Annotated in this window: 18 protein-coding genes; 6 read left to right on the top strand and 12 right to left on the bottom strand. The window is 45.7% G+C overall.

What is annotated here, in order from left to right:
* The first annotated feature begins 217 nt into the window (after positions 1–217).
* Entirely contained in the window at positions 218–2,038 is a 1,821-nt protein-coding gene (gene sppA / locus QUA90_RS08145) for a signal peptide peptidase SppA (protein WP_333444829.1), read from the top strand.
* A gap of 235 nt (positions 2,039–2,273) precedes the next feature.
* On the opposite strand, the gene QUA90_RS08140 is transcribed toward sppA, so the two are convergent.
* Entirely contained in the window at positions 2,274–2,543 is a 270-nt protein-coding gene (locus QUA90_RS08140) for a GlsB/YeaQ/YmgE family stress response membrane protein (RefSeq protein WP_333128479.1), read from the bottom strand.
* A 299-nt stretch (positions 2,544–2,842) separates the two neighbouring features.
* On the opposite strand from QUA90_RS08140, the gene QUA90_RS08135 reads away from it, so the two are divergent.
* Positions 2,843–4,030, top strand: a complete 1,188-nt coding sequence (locus QUA90_RS08135; protein WP_333444827.1) for a tetratricopeptide repeat protein — start codon at positions 2,843–2,845, stop codon at positions 4,028–4,030.
* A gap of 125 nt (positions 4,031–4,155) precedes the next feature.
* On the opposite strand, the gene QUA90_RS08130 is transcribed toward QUA90_RS08135, so the two are convergent.
* Complete coding sequence (locus QUA90_RS08130; protein WP_333444825.1) at positions 4,156–4,866, bottom strand: carbonic anhydrase; 711 nt, start codon at positions 4,864–4,866, stop codon at positions 4,156–4,158.
* 234 nt (positions 4,867–5,100) lie between these two features.
* Between QUA90_RS08130 and QUA90_RS08125 the strand changes: the two genes are divergently transcribed.
* A complete protein-coding gene (locus tag QUA90_RS08125; protein WP_333444822.1) occupies positions 5,101–5,916 on the top strand; it encodes an MOSC N-terminal beta barrel domain-containing protein in 816 nt (271 codons plus the stop codon).
* A 19-nt stretch (positions 5,917–5,935) separates the two neighbouring features.
* Here QUA90_RS08125 and ylqF read toward each other — a convergent pair whose 3' ends face one another.
* Positions 5,936–6,790, bottom strand: coding sequence for a ribosome biogenesis GTPase YlqF (gene ylqF, locus QUA90_RS08120; RefSeq protein ID WP_333389419.1), 855 nt, complete (start codon positions 6,788–6,790; stop codon positions 5,936–5,938).
* 205 nt (positions 6,791–6,995) lie between these two features.
* On the bottom strand, positions 6,996–7,409 hold the full coding sequence (locus QUA90_RS08115; RefSeq protein ID WP_333128466.1) for a universal stress protein: 414 nt from the start codon (positions 7,407–7,409) through the stop codon (positions 6,996–6,998).
* Positions 7,410–7,592: 183 nt separating this feature from the next.
* Here QUA90_RS08115 and QUA90_RS08110 point away from each other — a divergent pair, with 183 nt between their 5' ends.
* Positions 7,593–8,792, top strand: a complete 1,200-nt coding sequence (locus QUA90_RS08110; RefSeq protein ID WP_333052811.1) for a phosphoglycerate kinase — start codon at positions 7,593–7,595, stop codon at positions 8,790–8,792.
* 191 nt (positions 8,793–8,983) lie between these two features.
* Positions 8,984–9,709: a pentapeptide repeat-containing protein gene (locus QUA90_RS08105; RefSeq protein WP_333444820.1), complete on the top strand. Its 726-nt coding sequence runs from the start codon at positions 8,984–8,986 to the stop codon at positions 9,707–9,709.
* Positions 9,710–9,808: 99 nt separating this feature from the next.
* On the opposite strand, the gene QUA90_RS08100 is transcribed toward QUA90_RS08105, so the two are convergent.
* From QUA90_RS08100 to QUA90_RS08090, 3 genes are all read right to left on the bottom strand, one after another.
* On the bottom strand, positions 9,809–10,474 hold the full coding sequence (locus QUA90_RS08100; protein WP_333037484.1) for a response regulator: 666 nt from the start codon (positions 10,472–10,474) through the stop codon (positions 9,809–9,811).
* A gap of 313 nt (positions 10,475–10,787) precedes the next feature.
* Positions 10,788–12,131, bottom strand: coding sequence for an EAL domain-containing response regulator (locus QUA90_RS08095; protein WP_333321769.1), 1,344 nt, complete (start codon positions 12,129–12,131; stop codon positions 10,788–10,790).
* A gap of 1,027 nt (positions 12,132–13,158) precedes the next feature.
* Complete coding sequence (locus QUA90_RS08090) at positions 13,159–15,063, bottom strand: serine/threonine-protein kinase (RefSeq protein ID WP_333083282.1); 1,905 nt, start codon at positions 15,061–15,063, stop codon at positions 13,159–13,161.
* Positions 15,064–15,365: 302 nt separating this feature from the next.
* Here QUA90_RS08090 and QUA90_RS08085 point away from each other — a divergent pair, with 302 nt between their 5' ends.
* A complete protein-coding gene (locus QUA90_RS08085) occupies positions 15,366–16,916 on the top strand; it encodes a phenylacetate--CoA ligase family protein (protein ID WP_333444818.1) in 1,551 nt (516 codons plus the stop codon).
* 188 nt (positions 16,917–17,104) lie between these two features.
* Here QUA90_RS08085 and QUA90_RS08080 read toward each other — a convergent pair whose 3' ends face one another.
* The 5 genes from QUA90_RS08080 to QUA90_RS08060 form a co-directional block, all read right to left on the bottom strand.
* Complete coding sequence (locus tag QUA90_RS08080) at positions 17,105–18,199, bottom strand: Rho termination factor (modular protein) (protein WP_333321775.1); 1,095 nt, start codon at positions 18,197–18,199, stop codon at positions 17,105–17,107.
* Between the two features lie 429 nt (positions 18,200–18,628).
* A complete protein-coding gene (locus QUA90_RS08075) occupies positions 18,629–19,342 on the bottom strand; it encodes a ParB N-terminal domain-containing protein (RefSeq protein ID WP_333444816.1) in 714 nt (237 codons plus the stop codon).
* The gene (locus QUA90_RS08070) at positions 19,342–20,844 is read right to left on the bottom strand and encodes an AAA family ATPase (RefSeq protein ID WP_333444814.1); all 1,503 of its coding nucleotides are present in this window, start codon (positions 20,842–20,844) and stop codon (positions 19,342–19,344) included. The genes QUA90_RS08075 and QUA90_RS08070 overlap by 1 nt, the downstream gene beginning before the upstream one ends.
* A gap of 182 nt (positions 20,845–21,026) precedes the next feature.
* Positions 21,027–22,079, bottom strand: coding sequence for a fatty acid desaturase (locus QUA90_RS08065; RefSeq protein ID WP_333444812.1), 1,053 nt, complete (start codon positions 22,077–22,079; stop codon positions 21,027–21,029).
* A gap of 257 nt (positions 22,080–22,336) precedes the next feature.
* Positions 22,337–22,543, bottom strand: coding sequence for a hypothetical protein (locus tag QUA90_RS08060; RefSeq protein WP_333321785.1), 207 nt, complete (start codon positions 22,541–22,543; stop codon positions 22,337–22,339).
* Positions 22,544–22,636: the final 93 nt, after the last annotated feature.

Below are 22,636 nucleotides of genomic sequence, written 5' to 3'. Positions count from 1 at the left end.
AAAGTCATTAGCTAATAACTACCACCGAGGATAATTGCTAAATCCTAGTTGCAGGAATTACCCATAATATCGTTTCCGCTGGCATCGGAAAAATATCATTCCGATTCCAGTGCGAGCGGGACGCTCGTCTCGGTATCATTCCACTCTCACCGGATATACTCTAACTAATGACTATTGACTATTGACTATTGACTAATAACTAATTACCAATTATCTAATGAAAGATTTCCTAAAATATACCTGTGCAAGTTTACTGGGAACCTTCCTAGGACTGCTGCTGCTGGGCAGCATCGGATTGGGGGGACTGGTACTGCTAATTGCTATGGCGGCATCGTCGTCTAAAGATTCAGGCCCGCAAGTTAAAGATAAGTCTGTATTGGTATTAGACCTTTCTTCAAATATCACCGACAGCAAACCGAGCCGTAGCACTGGCGCGGCGATTGAAGAAGTGCTTTCGGAAGATTCCGGCGATACAGTGACGCTGCGGACTGTTTTAGACACGATCGAATATGCGAAAAAAGACCCGAAAATCGTTGGCATTTATCTCGAAGGCAGCTCGGATTCGAGCAGCAGCGGGTTTGCCAATCTCAAAGAAGTTCGATCGGCCTTGCAGCGTTTCCGAGATGCCAAAAAACCCATTTTTGCTTACCAGATGGACTGGAATGAGCGAGATTATTACCTCGGTTCTGTTGCTAATACAATTGCCGTCAACCCTTACGGCGCTTTGGAAATCAACGGTTTTAGCAGTCAGGGAATGTTTTTCACGGGTGCTTTGGAAAAATACGGCGTGGGAGTGCAAGTGACTCGCGTCGGCAAATACAAGTCAGCCGTTGAGCCGTTTTTGCTCACAAAAATGAGTCCCGAAAATCGCCAGCAAACTCAAAAGTTGCTCGGAGATATGTGGGGAGAATACCTGAAAACTGTCGCTCCGAGCCGCAAAGTGACTGTTCCGCAACTGCAAGCGCTTGCAGATAAGGGCGGAACTTTGATGGCTGACGAAGCTCTCAAAAACAAGTTAGTTGATAAAGTTGTATACTTTGACGAAATATCGACCGAACTCAAAAAACTCACAGGAACCGATCGCGAAAACAAATCTTTCAAGCAAATTAGTTTGAAAAACTACGCAAGAGTTGCTGAGGATAAAAACTCAACTCGCGCTAACAAGAAAAACCAAATTGCTATACTTTACGCTGAAGGAGAGATTGTAGACGGCGAAGGGGGCCCGACTGAAGTAGGAGGCGATCGCATCGCTAAAGAAATGCGGAAAATCCGAGAAGATGACGACGTAAAAGCAGTGGTTTTGCGGGTCAACAGTCCTGGAGGCAGCGCGACGGCGGCCGAAGTCATTGGACGCGAAGTGATGCTGACGGGGAAAAAGAAACCTGTTATCGTTTCGATGGGCAATTTAGCAGCATCTGGTGGCTATTGGATTGCGATGGGTTCCAGCCGCATTTTTGCCGAACCCAGTACGATTACCGGTTCGATCGGCGTTTTTGGAATGTTGCTCAACGTCGAAAAGTTGGCTGCTAACAACGGCCTAACTTGGGACGTGGTGAAAACCGCCCGCTTTGCGGATACTAACACGGTTTCCCGTCCGAAAAATCCTCAAGAATTGGCGAATATTCAGAGGGTAGTCGATCGCATTTACGATCGATTTATTACTAAAGTCGCCGACTCCCGCAAACTGCCGAAAAACAAGGTACAAGAAATTGCTCAAGGCAGAGTGTGGTCTGGTACGGCTGCGAAACAGTTGGGTTTGGTCGATGAAATTGGCGGCCTTGAAGATGCTGTGAGAGAAGCTGCTAAGCAAGCTAAACTCGGCGACGATTGGAAGTTGGAAGAATATCCAAAACGCCGCACTTTGGAGGAGCGAATTTTGGAAAGAATTTCCGGCGTTCACGTGTTGCAACGAGCCGCCAAACTCGACCCGCTAACGGCGGAATTTAAGAAAATGCAAGATGACTTGGCTGTGATCAAGTCTATGAACGACCCGCAGGGGATTTATGTTCGCTTGCCTTTCAACTTGCGGATTGATTAATTAATTGATGATACCAAATCCGGGATTTTTACCTGTTTATTCTTCAGTCCCCCTCTGTTCGGACGAAAGTTTGGCTCTGGAACCGTTGTAAGCGCTGAGTCTGATAGGGGTTTTTAACCCGGATTTGGTAAAAGTAGGCTGACGCACCTACAAACAACTGAAAAACCCGGTTTCTTGAAGAAACCGGGTTTATGAATACCTTAAAAGTCGATCGACTGGGAATTGGCAATATTTGTTATGCAGCACGCTGAGTTAACAATCCCCAGATGAATAGTAAAACGATCGCGCCTACGACTGCAAAAGCTATGCTGGGTAAAGTCAATGCTCCGAAGGATGCTCCCCCGCTCGTCCCCAGTAAGACTTGACCTAGATAACCTCCCACTAGCGCGCCCAAAATTCCTAAACCTGTTGTTGCCAGAAAACCGCCGCCTTGACTTCCCGGATAAATGGCTTTGGCGATCGCACCGGCAATCAGTCCTAAAACGATCCAAGCAATAATTCCCATTTCTCTTTCTCCTGAATACTTAAACTTTTCTTGTGCCTTGTCTTATGTTCTTAGAATAACAACCCCTATCCCGCTCTTACCTCTACCGCAGGGATGAACCGGAAGTGGTAGGATTTCTCATTAATCGTCCGAGTTTGAGGCTTTTTAATATCTCAAAAGAGTTAACCCACTTTTTCGAGGGAAGAAAGGTACTTATGCTCAAAGCAAAAAGGAAATAGGAGAATTTTTTCTGGGACTTTTTGTGTTTTACTGGTAAAAAAATTACAATAATTTTGTGAAATGAGGAAAGTTTGCGCCCGATGGATCTGACTCTGTGCATGATTGTGAAGAATGAAGAGGCAACACTGTCGCGGACTTTGGACAGCGTTAAGGGTGTTGTTGACGAAATGGTTGTGGTGGATACGGGATCGGGCGATCGCACCCGTGAAATTGCCAGAGAATCCGGGGCGAGGGTTTATGACTTTGAATGGTGCGACGACTTCGCAGCGGCGCGCAATGAGTGCCTGAAGCACGCCCAGGGCGACTGGATTTTGGTGTTGGATGCCGATGAGGTTTTGGTACCGGAGATTGTGCCTCAAATTAAGCAGGCAATTGCGAGCGATCGGCTGCTGCTAATCAATCTCATCCGCCAAGAAATCGGTGCCTCTCAATCTCCCTATTCCCTAGTGTCGCGCTTGTTTCGCAATCGCCTCGATATCCGCTTTTCTCGCCCCTACCACGCAATGGTAGACGACAGCGTGGCTGAGATTTTGCAGAGGGAACCACAATGGAAAATAGTTTCTCTCCCCGATGTGGCGATTTGGCACTCTGGTTATCAAAAAGATGCGATCGCCGCAAAAAGTAAATTCCAAAAAGCTCAAGCAGCAATGGAACGCTATATCGCTTATTATCCAAACGATGCTTATGCTTGTAGCAAATTAGGCGCTTTGTATGTAGAAACCGGGCAAATCGGGCGGGGAATTAATTTATTAACCAAAGGCTTGACTGCCGAGGCAATTGATGATTCTATTGTTTACGAACTGAACTATCATTTGGGAATTGCTTATCGCCAGCAGCAGCAGTTTGCCAAAGCAAAAGAACATTATCAAGCTGCAATTAATACCAATGTGTTCCCGCCGCTCAAGTTGGGTGCTTACAATAATTTGGGCAATTTGTTCAAAGAGGAAGGAGATTTGAAATCTGCTGAAAAAGCTTACAAAGCAGCTTTAAAAATTGACCCCAATTTTGCAGCAGGTCACTACAATTTAGGACTGACGCTGAAGGCAGCCGGAAATTTAGCAGATGCGATCGCCTATTACAGACAAGCGATTAAAATCGATCCAGAACACGCGGAAGCTCATCAAAACTTGGCAGTAGCGCTGCTGAAAATTGGCAAAATGCCAGAGAGTTTAGCAGAATTCAAAAGAGCGATCGCCCTTCACGAACAGCGCCGCCCATTTGAAGCAGAACGCCTGCGCCGGGGACTGCAAGAAATGGGTTTACTTTAAACTTGCATATCTACTTTATCGTTACCCAATAATTCTTAGGGGCAATCCCCTATGGTTTCCCCTCGCTCCCCAAGGGTAGGCAAAGAAAGGCACTACCCTACAAATTCTGAAAATTACCAGCAAAATCAAGCAATTATCTCTACTTTGCCGCTATCCAAATCGTAGCGGCCCCCAACCACTTTAAGCTTGCCCGCTTTGACTGCTTTAGCTAAAATAGGCGAGGAGGATTGTAACTTATTTACATTCATTTTCACATTAGCTCTGACTGCGTTATCCCAGGCATCGCCTTTTTGACCTTTGGTCGAATCAACTGCTGGTTTAATCGCTGCCACCAAAGTGCTAATGTGACCCGGCACAGCTTTGCCATCTAAAGCTGCTTTGACAGCACCACAGCGTTCGTGACCCAGAATTACTAATAGGGGCACGCCTAATTCTAAGGTTGCATATTCTATATTTCCGAGCACCACATCGTCGAGAAAATTGCCAGCTACTCGGATATCAAATAAATCCCCCAATCCTTGGTCGAAAATAATTTCGGGAGCAACCCGCGAATCAGAACAAGCCAGGATGGTTGCAAACGGATGTTGACCCTTTGCTACTTCTACAACTCGCGATCGAGCTTGGTCGGGAAATGTCCGTTTTTGCTGAATGTAGCGTTGATTCCCCGCCATCAATTTCTTGAAAGCACCGTCGGGAGTAATGCCAGAGATTGCCTCTGCCTGTGCTGCTTCGGCTTGTAAAAACGCAGGTGCCAAGCTTGCCGCTAGCATCCCTGCACCAGCCCTCAACATTAAATTGCGTCGCGAAATCATGCTTCTACTTCCGCTTTCAGTCATTGCTTAAAACTCGGTTCAATTTTTTCTATTTTATACCATAATATCTACCACAAGCTCAGTCAGACTTCTTTGATTTTTCTGTACAAGGTGTTCCGGCACAATGTAACATTCAAAAAAGTGGCCCATTTTTATTTCATTCATATTTTATTTAGTAAAGTCAACTGCCGTCATCCTTCTACCGGCAGGGGATGCTAGAATATATCTAAAACGACAATTATTTACCAATGGCTCGAAATGTCCTACGTCGCCAGCATTCATATCTATCCGGTCAAGTCCCTTGACGGCATAGCAGTCAGTCAAGCCACTATTCTAGCCAGCGGAGCTCTAGAAGGCGATCGTTCTTTTGCAATCTGCGATGCAGCAGGAGAATTGGTTAACACTAAGCACAACAGCGGAGTCCGTTTTCTACGCTTATCCTTTGACATCAAAAAGAGAATTGCCGGTCTGAAAATTCAAGGCACTGAACAAGAAATATTTTTTCATGTAGATAGAGAACGCTTGGGAATAGAATCTTGGTTGAGCAACTACTTCGGTTTCCCCGTCAAGTTGATTGAAAACTTGCTGACTGGTTTTCCCGACAATCTCGCTGCACCAGGGCCAAGCATTATTAGTACCGAAACAATTGCCGAAGTTGCATCTTGGTTTCCGAGAGTTTGCGTTAACGAGATGCGCCAGCGCTTGCGAGCTAATATTGAAATAGGAGATGTCCCGGCTTTTTGGGAAGACCAACTTTTCTCACAATCCGATGAAATTGTTAGATTTAAAATAGGAACAGTAATATTTGAAGCTATTAATCCCGGTCAGCCATATCTCTTATCTACGCGAAATTATGCGGCGCAAGCAAGCGATATAAATTTTAAAAATATACTAGCAGCCAAGCAGAAGGAAATCATGCCTGACCTGGTAAAAAAAGGGCATTTCAATCACTTTAGTCGGCTGATAGTTAACACGCGACTCGCACCTCAACCAGCAGAAAAAATATTACACATAGGAGACGAAGTTCACATTATCAGCGTCAGCAACTCTCTATTGAATACCATTTCTGATTAGTTGTAGGTTACGAGTCTGATCAAGCCGGCGGCAACTCCAAAGAAAGTTGACCCAAAACACCAGTTCTAAAATCGTTTAACATCTGCCGCGCCGTTCGTTCGACATCTCCTTTATACTTGTCTTTTGCGACCTCGTGCAAATAATCTTCACCATTACTAGATGCTGGATCTAATTTATACCTGGATTTGAAACCAGATAGTGATATCAACGTGTCATCAGCCGCCTCCAGCCCTTGGAGCAAATCTACCATCGCTGCTGCTACTACCTGATTGTCGTAAGCTGCTTCGCCAATATCTTCGCAAATAGCTAATTTTATGGCATTTTCTTGATTGTTAATTCGGGTTGGGATCACTCCAGGCGCGTCTAATAATTCAATTTCGTCAGAAATGCGAATCCATCGGAGCGATTTAGTTACTCCAGCTCTGCGGGCACTGTCCACCACTCTCCGCCCTAACAGCCGATTAATTAGAGCAGATTTTCCCACATTGGGAAAGCCCATCACCACTGCACGGACTGGACGGGGCAGCATACCTCGATCGAACCTTCTTTTATTTAGCTGCACCCCAGCATCCTGCACGGCATCCGCCACAGCGTCTACTCCTTGACCGTGCTCGGCATTGGTAAAATACGCCGTTTCCCCCTGGGCCTCAAACCATGTTTCCCACGCCTCGCGCGATCGAGGTGTAATCATATCCATGCGGTTGATGACCAAGACTCGCGGCTTGCCGCCCACCCAACTCGGCATTTGGGGGTGATAAGTAGCCAATGGAATGCGGGCATCTCGGACTTCTAGCACCACATCTACCCGCTTTAACTGTTCTTTTAATGCCCGTTCAGCTTTGGCAATGTGACCGGGATACCAGTGAATTTTCATTAGTTATTAGTTATTAGTTATTAGTCAGCAGTCATTAGTCAGCAGTCATTAGTCAGCAGCCATTAGTCGCTGTGTCAGGGCGGGTTTAAGCATACCCTGGATTTACATATATAGATACAGGTGAACCCGCCCCTCAAGAATCTACGTTTATTTAGTCGGACATGATACAACACGTGACTAATGACTAATGACTAATAACTAATAACTAAGGCACAATCAAAACTGCACAAGGAGACAGATTGATCACCCGATTGGTAACGCTGTCAGACGCCCCATCATCGGTTAAACCCATCCCCCGACAGCCCATCACAATCAAATCGGCCCCAATTTCGTCAGCCACATCGCAAATCGTGAAAGCAGGTTTGCCTTCCCGTTCGATGATTTCAGCTTCAATTCCCTGCTGGGAAAACATCGATTGGGCCTCAGAAAGAAGTTTAGCGACTGCTTCGGGGGAAGTCATCACCTCTCGCGCGGGGGCGTCGGCCTCCTCGGCTGGGGGTTCGACTACCGAGAGAATAACTAAGCGAGAACCGTAGGTTTTTACGATATTGACCACCTTTTCGGCAGCTTCGCGGGCTTCTCGGCTTTGATCTACAGGAAATAAGACTGTCTTGAACATACTGCACATCTCCGGGACACGGACTCCGATAAAATGTTTAGGTTAAGCCAATCAGTGCCGTTTGTTCCATCTTCCGTTTTTTGTACGGGCGCGGTTGAATGCGTCCGAGGCCGGGGTGCAAGTTACCAGTGCCGCCATTTCAACGGAATTCGACAAAAACACACATATTAGGAGGTTAATCCTGTGACAAAAAAAACTGTAGCAAATTTATCGGCATCGGACTTATCGGGCAAACGGGTATTGGTGCGGGCGGACTTTAACGTGCCGCTCGACAACGGCAATATCACCGATGATACTCGCATCCGGGCGGCTCTGCCGACAATTCAAGATTTAGCGTCCAAGGGCGCTAAGGTGATTTTGTGCAGCCACTTCGGCCGTCCCAAGGGTGTGACAGAGAAGTTGCGCTTGACGCCGGTTGCTGTGCGCCTGTCGGAATTGTTGGGCAAAGAGGTCAAAAAGACTGACGACTGCATCGGTGATGAAGTCGCTGCTACAGTCGCCGCGATGCAAGATGGCGATGTGCTGTTGCTGGAAAATGTCCGCTTCTACCCAGAAGAAGAAGCAAATGACCCGGAATTTGCTAAGAAGTTAGCTTCTGTGGCCGATTTGTATGTCAATGATGCTTTTGGTACTGCTCACCGGGCTCACGCTTCTACTGAGGGCGTTACTAAGTATCTGAGTCCTTCTGTGGCTGGGTTTTTGATGGAGAAGGAACTGCAATATCTCGGCAGTGCGATCGACAATCCTCAGCGTCCCTTAGCTGCTATAATCGGCGGTTCTAAGGTTTCCAGCAAGATTGGAGTCATCGAAAAACTGCTCGAAAAGTGCGACAAACTGCTGTTGGGCGGTGGCATGGTTTTCACGTTCTACAAAGCTCGCGGCTTGAACGTTGGCAAGTCTTTGGTGGAAGATGACAAGCTGGAACTGGCTAAGTCTTTGGAAGCTAAGGCGAAGGAACGGGGAGTTGCTTTTCTGTTACCTACTGATGTGGTAGTTGCTGACAAGTTTGCTGCTGATGCTAACACTCAAACTGTTCCTGTAGAAAGCATCCCCGACGGTTGGATGGGTTTGGATATCGGCCCGGATTCAGTAAAAACTTTCCAAGATGCTTTGGCCGATTGCAAAACTGTCATCTGGAACGGGCCGATGGGCGTGTTTGAGATGGAGAAGTTTGCGGTGGGAACTGAAGGAATCGCTCATTCTTTGGCTGGACTTACTAAAACTGGTACTACCACAATTATCGGTGGTGGTGACTCGGTGGCGGCTGTTGAACAGTTGAATTTAGGCGAACAAATGAGCCACATTTCTACTGGTGGCGGTGCTAGTTTGGAGCTACTTGAAGGTAAGGAATTGCCTGGTGTTGCTGCTTTAGATGAAGCTTAATTAAGTTAAGTAGGGCGGGCTTTGCCCGCCTTGCTGTCAGCAGGTCTATATTCTTGGCTGCGAATCATTTTTTTGAGGGTTTACCGCAGAGGGCGCAGAGAACGCAGAGTAAGAGAAAAGAGAGAAGGATATGGGTTTAAATTCTACAGTTTGCTAGTATAATTTGTTTGAAGTAGCAGTGAGGTTTGTTTGTGAAACTTAAACTCTTGGCAACTGTAACGGCAAGTTTAGCTTTGTTTGGGCTGACAGCTCCCGTTAAGGCTCAAAATCCCGATCATGTTAGGCAATTGCTGGAAACTAAAGAGTGCGAGGGCTGTGACTTAAGAAATGCTGATTTGTTCAAGGCTAGCTTGTACAGAGCTAATTTAAGAGGAGCGGATTTAAGCGGAGCAAATCTCTATGAAGCTAATTTGCTAGAAGCGGATTTAAGTGAGGCTAATTTGGCAAATGCTAACTTAGTTAATGCCGAGATGTACGGTGCTGAATTGAATGGTGCTAATCTGCGAAATGCGGATTTGTCTAATGCTTTTTTGGGGCGAGCGAATCTGACGAGTGCGGATTTGCGCGGTGCTAAACTTTTTAATGCGAATCTGGGGGAAGCTTATCTGCTGCAAGCTAATTTGTCGAATGCCGATTTAAGGCGGTCGCTGTTGTTTAGAGTTAATTTGAATCGTGCGAATTTAAGCGGAGCGGATATGTCTTTCGCGGATGTGCGCGATACTAATTTGCAGAATGCTATTTTGTCAAATACTAGGCTTCCTCGGGCTCAATTGACCGGGACAAATATTGAGGCGGCGAATAATGTGCGGCAGGCTGATTTGGAACGTGCCAACTTGCGAGGTACGAATTTGGGGCCAGGGGTTTGCGTGATAACTAATTTTCCTTATTGTGTTTTGAATGTGGAAGAAAAATTTTAGACTCTAGTTCCAAGATTCATCTGGGGAGTAAATCTAAAATCTAAAATCTAAAATCTAAAATCCCCTGGCTGGCTGGCGCACCCTAAGTTGAGATCCGAGCTAAGTTTGAGGTGGTTTGTATCCTCTTTCTAGGGCAAATCTCACAAGCTGGGCACGATTTTCTAACTGTAATTTGCTGAAAATGCTGCCTAAATGAGCTTGCACAGTCCGGGGGCTAATAAACAGCCGATCGCTAATTTGTTTGTTAGTATAACCCTGGATAACCTCCCAAAAAACTCTTTCCTCGGCTGGTGTTAAAGGCAAAGGTGCAGGTGCTGGCAATACTGCCACAAATTGTGGTTCCACCGCCCTACCGCTAGAAGTTTGCAGCAGTCGGACAATTTCGGCGTGAATGCGGTGAGAGCGCTCTAACTGCGCTTTTACCTTAGCTAAAATTTCTTCAGACTGAAAAGGTTTTACCAGATAATCGTCACCGCCGATCGAATGACCTTCAACTTTTGACTCCAACTCGCCTTGACCCGACAAAAATATAAAGGGGACTAACTGTCCCAAACGGGTAGTTCGCAAACGGCGACAAAACTCAAACCCGTCCATTTCCGGCATCATGACATCTGAAATTACCAAATCTGGGGGGGCATTTTCAAACATCGAGAGCGCCTCAACCCCTGAATTAGCGCATTCCACCCGATATCCTTGACTTTCCAGGTACATTGCTAAGACTGTTTGACAGTCTGCTTCGTCGTCCACCACTAATATTCTTTCCATGACAGGCTTGCACCAATTCCAGTTGGACAGTTATTGAAACTGCCAGTCCCAAAGTAGGAACTTAATTGAGTTTACCTGCTGCAACTTAATAAAGGCTTGCAATTTCAAGACGCCACAATTTCTCAAATAATCCAATTAGCGGCGCCTAGCGCCTAAAAGGGGAAGCAGTAGAGCAATATGGGGAACAATCTCTTTCTTTGATTGGCCTATCATCAAAAGGTACAACTTTTTATGAAGAAGCGTCAACTTTTATGCCGAAAATAGAAGGTAAAAGAAAGAATTTTATCCTATAAAACAGAAATTTTGGTGACACTTACACTATTCCTAGACCCGACATTGAAAGGTTTTTAGATTTTTCGGGTTCGGACACAGGTACAAAAGGAACAACGCGACCAGGTGCTGCTGGGGGCGGCGCGAACAAACTCGGGTCGGCAACCAACATACTTTCAATTATCGCTGCTGGTTCGGGGCGACTGAACAGATACCCCTGCATGATATCGCACTGATGTTGTTTCAAAAAATCTAGTTCTGCTTCTGTTTCCACTCCCTCAGCAATTACAGTCATATTCAAACTGTGACCCAGTAAAATTACTGCTGTAGTAATAGCAGCATTTTGAGTATCTTCGTTGGCATTACGGACGAAAATTCGATCGATCTTTAAACTGTCAAAAGCAAATTGCTTAAGATATCCTAAAGTAGCGTAACCGGTGCCGAAGTCGTCAATAGCAATCCGAATTCCTAGAGCTTTTAGTTGGTTTAAAGTAGCGCCTGCTACTGTGGCATTTTCCACCAAAGCGCTTTCGGTCATTTCTAATTCTAAATTAGCAGGCTCTAAGCCTGTAGTTTCCAATATTTGGACGATTCGCGCCTTGAGTTCCGGGTCTGACAACTGCCGAGCCGACAAGTTTACTGATATTGTAAAGGGCGAAAACCCCGCCGCTAGCCAACTAGCGGCTTGAGCGCAAGCTGAAAGCAGTACCCACTCCCCAATCTGAATAATTAAACCTGTTTCTTCTGCTAAGGGAATAAATTCGCAGGGAGAAATTATACCTCGATCGGGATTTTGCCAGCGCACTAAAGCTTCGGCGCCGATAACTTGACCGGTCGCAATATTCACCTGCGGCTGATAGTATACCTGAAACTCACCTTGTGCCAAAGCGTGGCGCAGCAAAGCTTCGAGAGCAAACTTTTCCGGAGAGAGGGTTGTAACCTTGGTGGAGTCGTTAACTAAATCTTTGAGTCTGGCTTCTGCTTGGTGAAGTGCGACTGTTAGCGGTTGAGTAATAGTTTGCCGTTTCAAGACGCGAGAAGCAATGGCTCCCAGCAATTCAGCTTTGGTAAACGGCTTTGTCAAGTAATCGTCTGCCCCCAATTCCATCCCCCGACGAAAATCGGTTTTGTCACTTTGAGCCGTGAGGAAAATAAATGGAATTGTTGCAGCTAGCGAGTTTTGCCGCAGAGTCCGCAACACGTCATAACCGTCGAGTTCCGGCATCTGCACGTCACACAAAATTAAATCCGGTATCTCCGAAAGTGCCATCTGCACCCCAGCTCGACCGTTCTCTGCCGCAATGACCCGGTAGCTGTGAGATTCCAGGAGTTGCAGAAGAGTTTCCCGGATTAATTCGTCGTCCTCAATTACCAAAATTTTGAGCATGATACTTAGATAACAGATGGCACTATATATCTGAACCTGACTAACTCTAGCATACTCAAACTAGGGAATTAGTAATTGGGCCAATTAGCCAATAAATGATTAGCCAAATGGCTGAATATTTTCCCTCGGTTCTTAAGTCACAATCAAAGAACTGCCTAAATTGGGAAGATTTCGCTCTCTTTCAAGAGCAGAAAACTGCTGCGCCCGACTCCTTTGATAAACTTTTATTACAAAATACCCAATATTTTTCATAAAAAAAATTAGCGAACAGTTTCAGTGCGCCGATGGCGAAAATTACTCAGGCTATCACTTATATGATGTCCGGTTAATTGTTCATAATTAGTCCGTGTTTGTACTAAAAACTAGAGTTTTCTCTCCATGGATGAATCAGGATGCAGCATCCTGATTCATCCAAAAAAATATACTTGCTTTCAGACAACAGTAGTGGAGAGATAAAAATTTTAGATTAAGGTTCAATCTCCCAGATTCATCTGTGAAGTAAATCTAACATCTAAAATCGACTAACGGAAAACTTAATTATGGTTCTATAGCAATCATTGCCGGAGTCGTAATTTTTTTACCCCACCCCAACCCTCCCCTTGGGTTCGGGGAGGGAGTAAGAAGTTCACACATGATTTAGGATTGCTATATAACCGGAAATCCTATTATCCACGGCCTAAATTCACAGGCTGAGTGGAATTCGCGCAAAACTTGGAATCTACAATTGCAGAAGTGATACTGACAGCGTGCATGGATGATGACGGAATTATCCGGTCTTGCGGAACTACCACGGTCTTTTTACAAACCAGCTCGCTACTGCCTACAGAGGCAAAGTTCCAAGCATAAAATTCGGGACTGCTGACTGTCGCATTGGCCGGATGTAAACCTAGTGCAGTCACTAATACTAATCCAAAAGTCACTAAAGCTACGATCGCGAATCTCAGCATATTCTTTGTTTGAACAGGAAAACTTACCTGATTGGTATTACCTTATTATTGCCTGGGTGGATAGAGAGCGTCAATAGCAGTTATTCCGCCGTCAGGTTCAACTCGTAAGCGATCGGCTCAGATGCTTGAGAAACTACCACGAATTCATAAAAACCAGCATCATCCAGCAATCCAGACCAACTAAGTCCTTCTGCATCTTCCAGCAAAGCTCGCGCGCCCTTTGTCCGCCCCGGAGTATAAATTGACAGTAGGGTAGATTTGCGCGGTGCTTGCAAATTCACGCGCAAAGTTTGATTTTGAGCGAACCTGGCAATGTAAGCTTTCCCTTCTCCGGGTTTGAGATTCCCTGTGAGGCTTTTGCTCTTCGATAGGCGGTCAAATTCAACGCTTTCAACAGTTGCTCCAGCTTGTAAGGCTTCGAGTTCGTCGGCGGTAATTGCTTGCCAAATTTGTCCGATCGGCAAACCAATGATATTGCGATCGCGCGGCTGTTGTGGAAACCAATAAAAGAACCTAGCATCAGCCAAATCGTACAAAGCCCGACTACTCAAATTCAGCTTGTTAACCTCAGTTTTCCAGCGATCGATATCAGTGGTGTCGTAAGTGCCCAACCGCGCTCTAGCGTTGCTGCTGAGATTTTCCAGCTTATCGAGCAACTCGTCGCCGATTTTCTGCCACCTTTCGCGCCATTGGCGATCTTCATCGCCTTCTTTTAACAATCGTCCCCCCAATTCCGGGTATTTGGCATAAAAAGTCTCGTCCACAAGGTTGACGTAACCGCTATAGAATCGATCGTCAATTTTGAGCTTGACAAAGCGATCTTGCAAAGCATCTTCTTGCTGCTGCTTCGGGCTTGGAGGCTGGGAAACTTTCTGCACTTTTGATTGCAGATTTAACAAAGAATTGCCCGCAAACCAGCCAACTCCCCCCATAGTTGATAGCACAGCCACCACAAACAAAACCATTTTCCAAGCAGGCATCTTTTGCTGATTGCCAATAGCAGCAATTCGCACCGGAGTTCCCGGCAGTTTTGGTGTGGGAGCGGGCACGGGTATAGGCGAGAAATCTGGTGGCTGGGTGATCCCAAAATCCGGGGCTGGTGGCAAAGGTGGCTGTAACGGCGGATTGCCGGAGAGAGCGAGCATTACCTCGCGAGCCGAGGAGTAACGCTGGCTCGGCTGCTGAGCAAGCATTTTATCCAGCACCAGGGACAAATTCGGAGACAGAGAACATTCCCCCCGCCAGTTCCAATTCAGGGTATGGCTGTCGATCAATTGATGGGGTTCCTTCCCAGTCAGCAACACCAAAACCGTGGCCGCCAGAGCGTACAAATCGCTGTGGGGAGAGACAATGCCCATCTGCATCTGTTCGACGGGAGCATAGCCGAGCTTGCCGATGCGAGTCGCGGGGGCGGGAGTGCCGTTAGCCTCAGCGAATAGAGACTCTACGGTGGCGGCGACTTGTTTTACTCCGCCAAAGTCGATCAGCACGGGCATCCCGTCAGAACTCCGCAGAATCAGGTTGTCCGGGGAGATGTCGCGGTGAATCACTCCCAAAGAGTGAATGTATTCGAGCACGGGCAAAATCTGCAGCAGTAATTGATTGATTTCTGCTTCTATAAACCGCAAACCCTGACGCTTGCGGGCGTCGAGCAAAAAGCGGTAAGTTTGGCCAGGCACGTAGTCTTGGACGAAAAATAGGTAGCCTCGATCGCTGATACTGACGCGGAAGAGTTCGCGAAAGCGCGGGATTTGATTGTGTTGCAGCTTGTAGAGCACTCCCGCTTCCCGCTCGAACAGTTCCTCGGATTTTTGTAAAGCGTAACTTCCATGTACTTGGGGCGCAAATTCTTTTAAAACGCAGGGTTCGTTAAATCGGTGGGCATCTTCTGCTAGGTAGGTGCGCCCGAAGCCTCCGTGTCCCAATTCGCGGACGATGCGGTAGTGATTGTTGAGAGTTATGCCGGGGTAGATGGGATTGTTCATTGGAACTTGCTGCGTCGGATTTTCACGCTTGACTGAGACTGGGAGTTTTGGGCGATCGCTGAATTAATCTTGCCACAGTGTATCAGTGTTTATTAGTCGATCGGCAGCTTGGCTATCCCCTGTGGTTATTGTGAAAACAGCGGTTTCGTGCTATGGAAGTTTATCTACTGCGCCATATTTTCGAGCGACCTCAAAATGTGTTCAAATTTTTAGTGTCCAGCCCAATGTGCGATCGGGTGTTAGCGCTACTAATTGAATCTTGAGCGATCGAGGTGCTAAATACCCATTTTAAGGAGCAAATCATGCAGCCAGAACAGCGTCAGCGAGCAATGGGGGCTTTTGAAGAGTTTTTAAGGGCGCCGCTTCAGGAACGATTGCAACACCAGCAGAATCGAGTTGCCGAATCCGGGGCAATCGCCCTTTTCCAAAAAGTCGCTGCCACAGTACCAGCTTACCAGACTTTCCTAACTGAACATAACATCAATCCCGCCTCAATTAAAACCTTTGAAGACTTCCAAAAATTGCCCCTAATTACCAAAGAGAATTATTTACGCTCTCACCCGCTACCTCAGTTGTGCTACCACGGTAAATTAGAAACTTGCGATTTCATTGCTGTTTCATCTGGTTCGACAGGAAATCCGACATTTTGGCCGCGTTTTATCAGCGACGAGTTGCAAATTGCCGCTCGTTTTGAACAAATATTTCACGACAGTTTTTACGCCGACCAACGCTCAACTTTAGCTGTCATTTGCTTTGCGTTGGGAACTTGGGTAGGCGGAATGTACACGGCAAATTGCTGCCGCTATCTAGCGAGTAAGGGCTATCCAGTTACAGTTGTGACGCCTGGGAATAATAAGACTGAAATATTTCGAGTAGTGCAGGAACTTGGGGAGCATTTTGAGCAAGTAGTTTTGTTGGGATATCCGCCGTTTATCAAGGATGTGATAGATAGCGGAATTGCTGGGGGTGTGGAGTGGCAAAAATATCGAATTAAGATGGTGTTTGCGGGGGAAGTGTTTAGCGAAGAATGGCGGAGTTTGGTGAGCGATCGCACTAATTCTGACAATCTATATTACAACTCTGCGAGCCTTTACGGTACGGCAGACGCGGGCGTTTTGGGCAACGAGACACCGCTGAGTATTTGCATCCGCCGCTTTTTAGCAAACAATCCCGAAGCAGCACGCAATTTATTCGGGGAATCGCGGTTGCCAACGCTGATGCAGTACGATCCGAAAAGTCGCTTTTTTGAAGTGAATAATGACGGCACGCTGTTATTTTCGGGCGACAACGGCATCCCGCTAATACGCTATCACATCTCCGATAACGGCGGTTTAATTTGTTACGAAGCAATGCTCAATTTTTTGGCAGAATGGGGGTTTAACCCTGTGGCACGTTTGCAGCAAGCAGCAGGTATGAAAGTTTCTGATTTCCCGAGAGGAATTCGCTGCTTGCCCTTTGTCTATGTATTCGGGCGATCCTCTTCGAGGGCTTCGCTAACGCACTTTACCGTTTCCTACTTCGGTGCCAACATTTACCCGGAAAATGTCACCGTAGGTTTAGAAGTTCCCACCATTCGGGAATGGGTGACGGGAAAATTTGTACTGCAAGTCAAGGAAGATGCGGATCAAAATCGGTTTTTATCGGTGGTTGTGGAATTAGCAGCGGGGGTGGAGGGCGACGAGGAGATGAAGCAGGCGATCGCATCTTCAATTCTCGCGCAATTGCGACGGCTAAACAGCGAATTTGCTAATTACGTTCCGCCAGAATATCAGTTACCTGTGGTGACATTAACTGCTATGGGCGATGCGGAGTATTTTCCGATTGGGGTGAAGCACCGATACACGCGGCAGTAAACCGTGTTTTTGTGAGTAGGGGCTGGACTAAATTGTATCGGGATCAATATTTAATTCTCGCAGTTTCGCGGCCAGGCGATCGGCTCGTTTCTGCGCCCAAAACTATTCTGAAAGCCCGATCGCGCTTTTTGGCATAAAACGCGATCGAACACCGAACAATTAGTTTTTAACTATTAGCAACTACCGTTTTATCTGCCGTCAGCTTCCCTGAGAGCCGCCAGAATTTCTGGTCGTTTCATGCGCGCGTAGCCCCGCAGTTTCCGCTCTTTGCCGATCGCCTTCAACCCTCTCAGCGAAAGACTTTCGTAGTCATCCTCTGGGGACGGGGACGGAAACGGCAACTCTAACTGCAACTGCGGTAACTGAGGTTTTTGCTGTGCTTTCGACTGCTTCTTAGGCTGCGTTTTTGACTGCTTCTTCGGCTGTGCTTCGGGCTGTATTTCTGAGTGCGTAGCTGTGGCTCCCAGTTGGCGGCGGAGCGTTTCAATTTGATTTTTTAGGTCATTTTCTACGTCTTCAATGGCGTCGGAAACAAACTGATTAATTGTTTCGACTGTGCGTTCTAATTTTATTGATAGCAGTTTTTCCAGTTCATCCAACTGTCTCAAAGCACCTTCAAGATTTACCTCAGAAATAACAGCCGATGTTGGCGGACGGTTGCTGCTCGATTGTTCAATTTTTTTAGCCATTTTATCTACCTTTTCATGAAATGCTTTTTCCACTTGTTCGAGCAAATGCTTAATCTGTTCTATTTGGTTACGCTCAAAGTTCTGCTCAGTTAGAGCTTTTACGTGCTTTTTTAGCAGGTCTTCATTTTTTTTAACAGATTGTTCTATTTGTTTTGTTAGACTATCTACCTTTTTTTGAAATGATAGCTCAAATTGTTGCAGTAGAGTGTCAATTTGTGCTGTTTTCTGAGTCGGTTGCGGAGCTAAATGTTCCATTTCTGCTTGAGCAACAGCTACCTCCTCGTCGGTCATTTCAAATACCCACGCCCACATTTGCTCGATGCCGAGTTCTTTAGCAACAATACACCAATCTGAGCCGCAGACAACTTCATATTCTTCTTCGTTGCTGTAAGCTTCTGTAGGGCGTACAATTAAAGGAATTAAGTTGCTGCCTTGCTCGATCAGACTTCTCCTGAGAGCTTCGCGGCGTTCGCGAGGAATTTCCCCCCGATGAGGCTCTGGTATGGCAATTTGGGAAGTGTAAATCTGACTGTGACTAATTGGCTTAATCCGCAAATATTCAACTATTGGGTTTTGATCGGACGATCGATCCATCTTGTTACAAGTCCCCTTTTGTCATTAAAATCTGCTGTTTGGGTATTTATGTATATCTACGCGGCTTCCCGTGGGGTGACATCCCTGGCGATGGCTTCCCGCCCTCGCCCGTGCTACGGCAAAAGTTACTGCAATTCCTAAAAAAGCGACTGTGATGAGTTTAACTGGCTGCGGGACACCAAGGATACACTGCTTTACTCATCTTTACTTATTTTGGCGTCAGGGCGATCGGGCTGGCGTTGCGAGTGGCCGCAGGAGTTGCGACGTATACGAAAGCCAGCTTTAATATCCCCTTTATTCTTTAGTCTCCAGCGAGAGGGACGGAAGTTTGTGTAGGATGGGTTTCAACCGCCGAGTCATATCGGGTTTTTCAAATTTTGTCGGGCGGGCTTTGAGCGCCCCAAAAATGCAATTGAGATGGCTGAAAGCTTATAAATATTTTTGCCACTTGTCAATAAGCTTAATCATTGTTTTCTCGCCTAACCCTTTACCTTTCATGCGTTCCAACACATTTTCAAAAGATGCAAACTGCTGCAAATCTCGCTCTTTGATGATTTGTTCTATTGTTTGAGCTTTTATGCCAGCATTTTTCAAATTTGTAGCCAATTTGAATTTATCTTGAGTGTTGAGTGCTTCCAACAGCGGAACAGGTTTGGGAATCAGACTTTCAACATCTTTAACCCTCTCTATCAGCGCCTGTTTTTCCCGCGTATACTCGGCTTTCAATTCATTAATTCTGTTTTCCAATCGAGTTTCAATATTTGTCAGCCGCTGTTCAAAGGTGGAGGAGTGTTGGGGAACCTCACTTACAATTTTATTCTCAGTGATTGCGGTTTTTCTGAGAATTTCAAGTTGTTTGAGGAGAAGCTCTTCATTTTCTTCTTCCAGGATAAATGCTCCGATTGTCTCGCCTTTTTGAGGTTCTATTTCCTTTGCTCTCGCGGCCGCATAATATTCAAAGTCTCCGTCTACTATTTCGTAGGCATCCATACCGTTGCGACGGAGAATTATGGGGTTGATCAATCCTCCTGACTCTAAAATCAGTCTAGCTAATTTATCCAAATCAGGCTCAGCAAAATTGGAACGGGGAACTGCGGACGTAATTTTTTTAACTGCAACCAGTGACGGAGATAATTTTTTCATTAGTTTTTACCTGTTTTTTCCAAAACTTCTAGTGCTAGCATTTCAAATTCTTGAGAGGCGATGGAATCAGGCTTAAAGTCTAGCACTGAAATCGGATCGGCGATTTCCATATTCCCGACTATTTGAAATTGTTCTGCACACTTTGCTAAATCGTCTCTCTCGTAAATTACGCTGTCCATGATTTCAAAGCCGTAGCGTTTGGGAATTGCCTCCCTCCGCTTGGGCAAACTGTACTGTACAAATTTAGAATTTGTGGAGATTTTGCAAGCAAGTACACCTACAACTTCTAGAGGCTTCTTGCCAATTTGTTTTTTGAACCCGTTGACTTTTTTAATAAAATCCTTGACATTAATCAGTCCTTGATTGGCAAAAGGTTTTAAGTCAGAAGGAATAATTAAATAATCCGCCGCAATTAGGGCAACTCTGGCGTAAAAATTCAACGATGGTGGCGTATCAATCAGTACAATATCATATTTATCCTGTACTTCTGCTAGTTTCTGAATCAAAATCATTCGGCTGTAATCTAGTTGATTGAGTTCCGTTTCATATTGCATTAAATCAATGTGTGAAGGAACCACATCTATTTCTGGATGGCAAAAATTAGACTTGCGAGCTACTTCTTCGATCGAGAAAAAGTCTTCTGATTGCAAAACTTGAAGAATATTATTATCTTTCAAATCATCTTGTTCTTCATCCTCAAATTTTACTAAACCCGTCGCAAAGGTTGTATTAGCCTGACTGTCTAAGTCTATCACCAAGACTCTCTTACCTTTCTTGCTCAGCGCAGCAGCTAAATTGACTACTGTTGTAGTTTTGCCCACGCCACCTTTGTTATGGTAAACTGCAATGATTTTCATCGTATTTTGGCTTTTTTGGGGAACGGTTACATCGGATTTAACTTGAGGCTTAACTGGATTATTTTCAGGTATTTGTTCCGGTTCTGAGATGTGACTTGGCTCAGGTTCTGCGGTGGCGGGATTGCGGTGCTGTACTGGGACTTCGCTAATTAACTCAGGACTAACCAAATTAATTTTACTATCTTCCAGTTCGAGATTATCGGAATTTTTTATAAAATTTAAACTATCTCTGCCAATTAAAGCGATAATTTCATCAATTCTATTTTCAATGTCTTTTCCAGCACACTTAAAAACTAGCTGAATATCATCAACGACTCTTTGGTAAATTCTAATTTCTTTACCGTTAGTTATGAGGCCGTAGCGGATGCTCAAACTTGTTAAATAGCGATTGAGTTTTCGCAGGTGGCGGTCTAAATTTTCCTTCGGATGTTTAGCCTCCATAACTACACTCATCGGCGATTCTGCATCGACCACTATGGGGATAACTTGGGTGGCAAATGAGAGGAAGTCTAGACGAATATTCCCAAATGCTATTTCTTGGTGCCAAGTGTCGGGCGTATAACCTAACTTTGGTAGCAGATAGCTGACAATCAGTTTGCTTTCTACTTCGCTTTCGTTGCGACAGTTATTGGGATTGAAAGTCATTCGATTTTAGATTTTAGGTTTTAGATTTTAGATTGGGAATGACTGATTTAATAATGGTACGGATTGTGATATTCACAGTAGGGAGCGCATTCCGCACCTTACAAAGGCTACGGATTGTAATATCGAAAAACCCGGTTGTGTTTGACCAACCGGGTTTTTCTGGCATTTATCGCGTTTAAAACTTACTTTGTTTTAGCGTTAAATTCCTGCAATGTTTGATAGCCACCAGAGGGATTGTACAAGTGACAGTTGTCGGCAATCCGCTTCATTAAAGACCAAGAAAATTTTGTTTCGTAGAGATGATCTTGCCAATTTTCCTTTAAGCTGCTGTGGGCCAGGCGCAAGTTGTACCAGGGAATAGCAGTTGAAAGGTGGTGGGGAACGTGCACGTTAATGTCGTGGCACAGAAACTCTACCCAGCGGGGATAATCGCAGTGAACTGTTCCCGATAGTTGCGCTTGGGCTTCGTTCCATTCTTCGGGTTCTTTAAAGGAAATATCTGGTGCTGTGTGGTGAACGATCGTAAAAGTGCTCATCCAGAAATGGTAAACCAGCCAGGGCACTAACCAAAATTTGACAAATCCCCAAATGCCTGTTGTGGCAATTAAAATCGGAAATCCGATCGCAGCACCGATTAAAACGACAAAAACTGAAAACCGCACTTGTTCTTGTTTCTGTTTGCCTTTGAAGCGCCACCACATAAAGTGCACTTTTCCCCAGTGGGCGATCGAGCCGATCCACCACATCCGACCGAAAATTAAACTATAAGCTATTTGTAAAGCCTTGGGTGCGGCAGCGTAGTCTTCTGCTGTCATGGGTTGCCAAGCATTATCTTCGCCAAGTTTATTGGTGTGCTTGTGGTGATAATTGTGCCCGTGCCGCCATGCGTGAAACGGAAAAATTAACGGCAGAAATGCAATATGTCCGACTAAATCGTTTACCCAGCGGCGGTTAGCAAATGACCGATGTCCGCAGTCGTGGCCGATCACAAAAAAACCGGTTAATCCGGTGCCTGTGAAAATCCACATTAGGGGTAGTAGAAACCAAGGAGAGACTGCTATGCCCCAATAACCAACAGCAACGAGCAAAACGTTGACGATTACTTTTGTCCAAGCTTTGCGGGGGTTTTTGACGAATACTTCCCGCGGCAGGGTTTTGAGAATATCTTTGAGGCGCAGGTTGGAAGTGTCACTTGCGGATGTCAAATTTAGTGGTTTTTCGATCGATGCTGTCATAAACTGATTTCGATTCTCCGTATGCCATGAGGATGGCTTAACAAATTAGCGCAATAAAAAAGCGCCGTAAAATGTCAGCTCGTTGCCAGCAAGCAGCAGACGAGTTGAGCTGTAGGCAAGCGCGTTTTAGCAAAAGCTAGCGATCGCTATCCGCAGTTAGGAATTTCTAGCACTTTCGGCAAAAAACACTGCGGGTAGCAAAACCTTTGTTTTTATAACACAGGGGCAGGACAATTAGCATTAGCGACTGTTGTCTGCTAATTGCTGTTGCTGCCCGAAATGGGGTCGATCTCCCGCAAGCCAGCGATCGAGCGTTGCTGTTTGAGGCTTTGTACTTCCAGCAGCAAGGATTCGATTTCTGCTTGCAAGTGCAGGAACTTAACTTGCTGATCGGCTTGGTAGGGGCACTTTACCAAATCTACTTTGCGGGCAAAACTGGTCGATAGGGTAGAAGAACTAGCCATTTCGGGGTTGCTCGCGGTGACTTGAGGCCGGGAAAGAGTGGATGAATTATTTGACATTAGTAATTGAGTAGACATATCTACACATTCACACCA

Source organism: Microcoleus sp. D3_18_C4 (genome assembly GCF_036702355.1).
Taxonomy (GTDB): Bacteria; Cyanobacteriota; Cyanobacteriia; order Cyanobacteriales; family Microcoleaceae; genus Microcoleus.
The sequence above is the reverse complement of the archived record's forward strand: the minus strand, read 5'-3'. Positions and strand labels throughout refer to the sequence as shown.

Coding starts and splice junctions, on each gene's coding strand:
- sppA (WP_333444829.1), top strand. CDS start 218: ATGAAAGATTTCCTAAAATATACCTGTGCAAGTTTACTGGGAACCTTC.
- QUA90_RS08140 (WP_333128479.1), bottom strand. CDS start 2,543: ATGGGAATTATTGCTTGGATCGTTTTAGGACTGATTGCCGGTGCGATC.
- QUA90_RS08135 (WP_333444827.1), top strand. CDS start 2,843: ATGGATCTGACTCTGTGCATGATTGTGAAGAATGAAGAGGCAACACTG.
- QUA90_RS08130 (WP_333444825.1), bottom strand. CDS start 4,866: ATGACTGAAAGCGGAAGTAGAAGCATGATTTCGCGACGCAATTTAATG.
- QUA90_RS08125 (WP_333444822.1), top strand. CDS start 5,101: ATGTCCTACGTCGCCAGCATTCATATCTATCCGGTCAAGTCCCTTGAC.
- ylqF (WP_333389419.1), bottom strand. CDS start 6,790: ATGAAAATTCACTGGTATCCCGGTCACATTGCCAAAGCTGAACGGGCA.
- QUA90_RS08115 (WP_333128466.1), bottom strand. CDS start 7,409: ATGTTCAAGACAGTCTTATTTCCTGTAGATCAAAGCCGAGAAGCCCGC.
- QUA90_RS08100 (WP_333037484.1), bottom strand. CDS start 10,474: ATGGAAAGAATATTAGTGGTGGACGACGAAGCAGACTGTCAAACAGTC.
- QUA90_RS08095 (WP_333321769.1), bottom strand. CDS start 12,131: ATGCTCAAAATTTTGGTAATTGAGGACGACGAATTAATCCGGGAAACT.
- QUA90_RS08090 (WP_333083282.1), bottom strand. CDS start 15,063: ATGAACAATCCCATCTACCCCGGCATAACTCTCAACAATCACTACCGC.
- QUA90_RS08085 (WP_333444818.1), top strand. CDS start 15,366: ATGCAGCCAGAACAGCGTCAGCGAGCAATGGGGGCTTTTGAAGAGTTT.
- QUA90_RS08080 (WP_333321775.1), bottom strand. CDS start 18,199: ATGGATCGATCGTCCGATCAAAACCCAATAGTTGAATATTTGCGGATT.
- QUA90_RS08075 (WP_333444816.1), bottom strand. CDS start 19,342: ATGAAAAAATTATCTCCGTCACTGGTTGCAGTTAAAAAAATTACGTCC.
- QUA90_RS08070 (WP_333444814.1), bottom strand. CDS start 20,844: ATGACTTTCAATCCCAATAACTGTCGCAACGAAAGCGAAGTAGAAAGC.
- QUA90_RS08065 (WP_333444812.1), bottom strand. CDS start 22,079: ATGACAGCATCGATCGAAAAACCACTAAATTTGACATCCGCAAGTGAC.
- QUA90_RS08060 (WP_333321785.1), bottom strand. CDS start 22,543: ATGGCTAGTTCTTCTACCCTATCGACCAGTTTTGCCCGCAAAGTAGAT.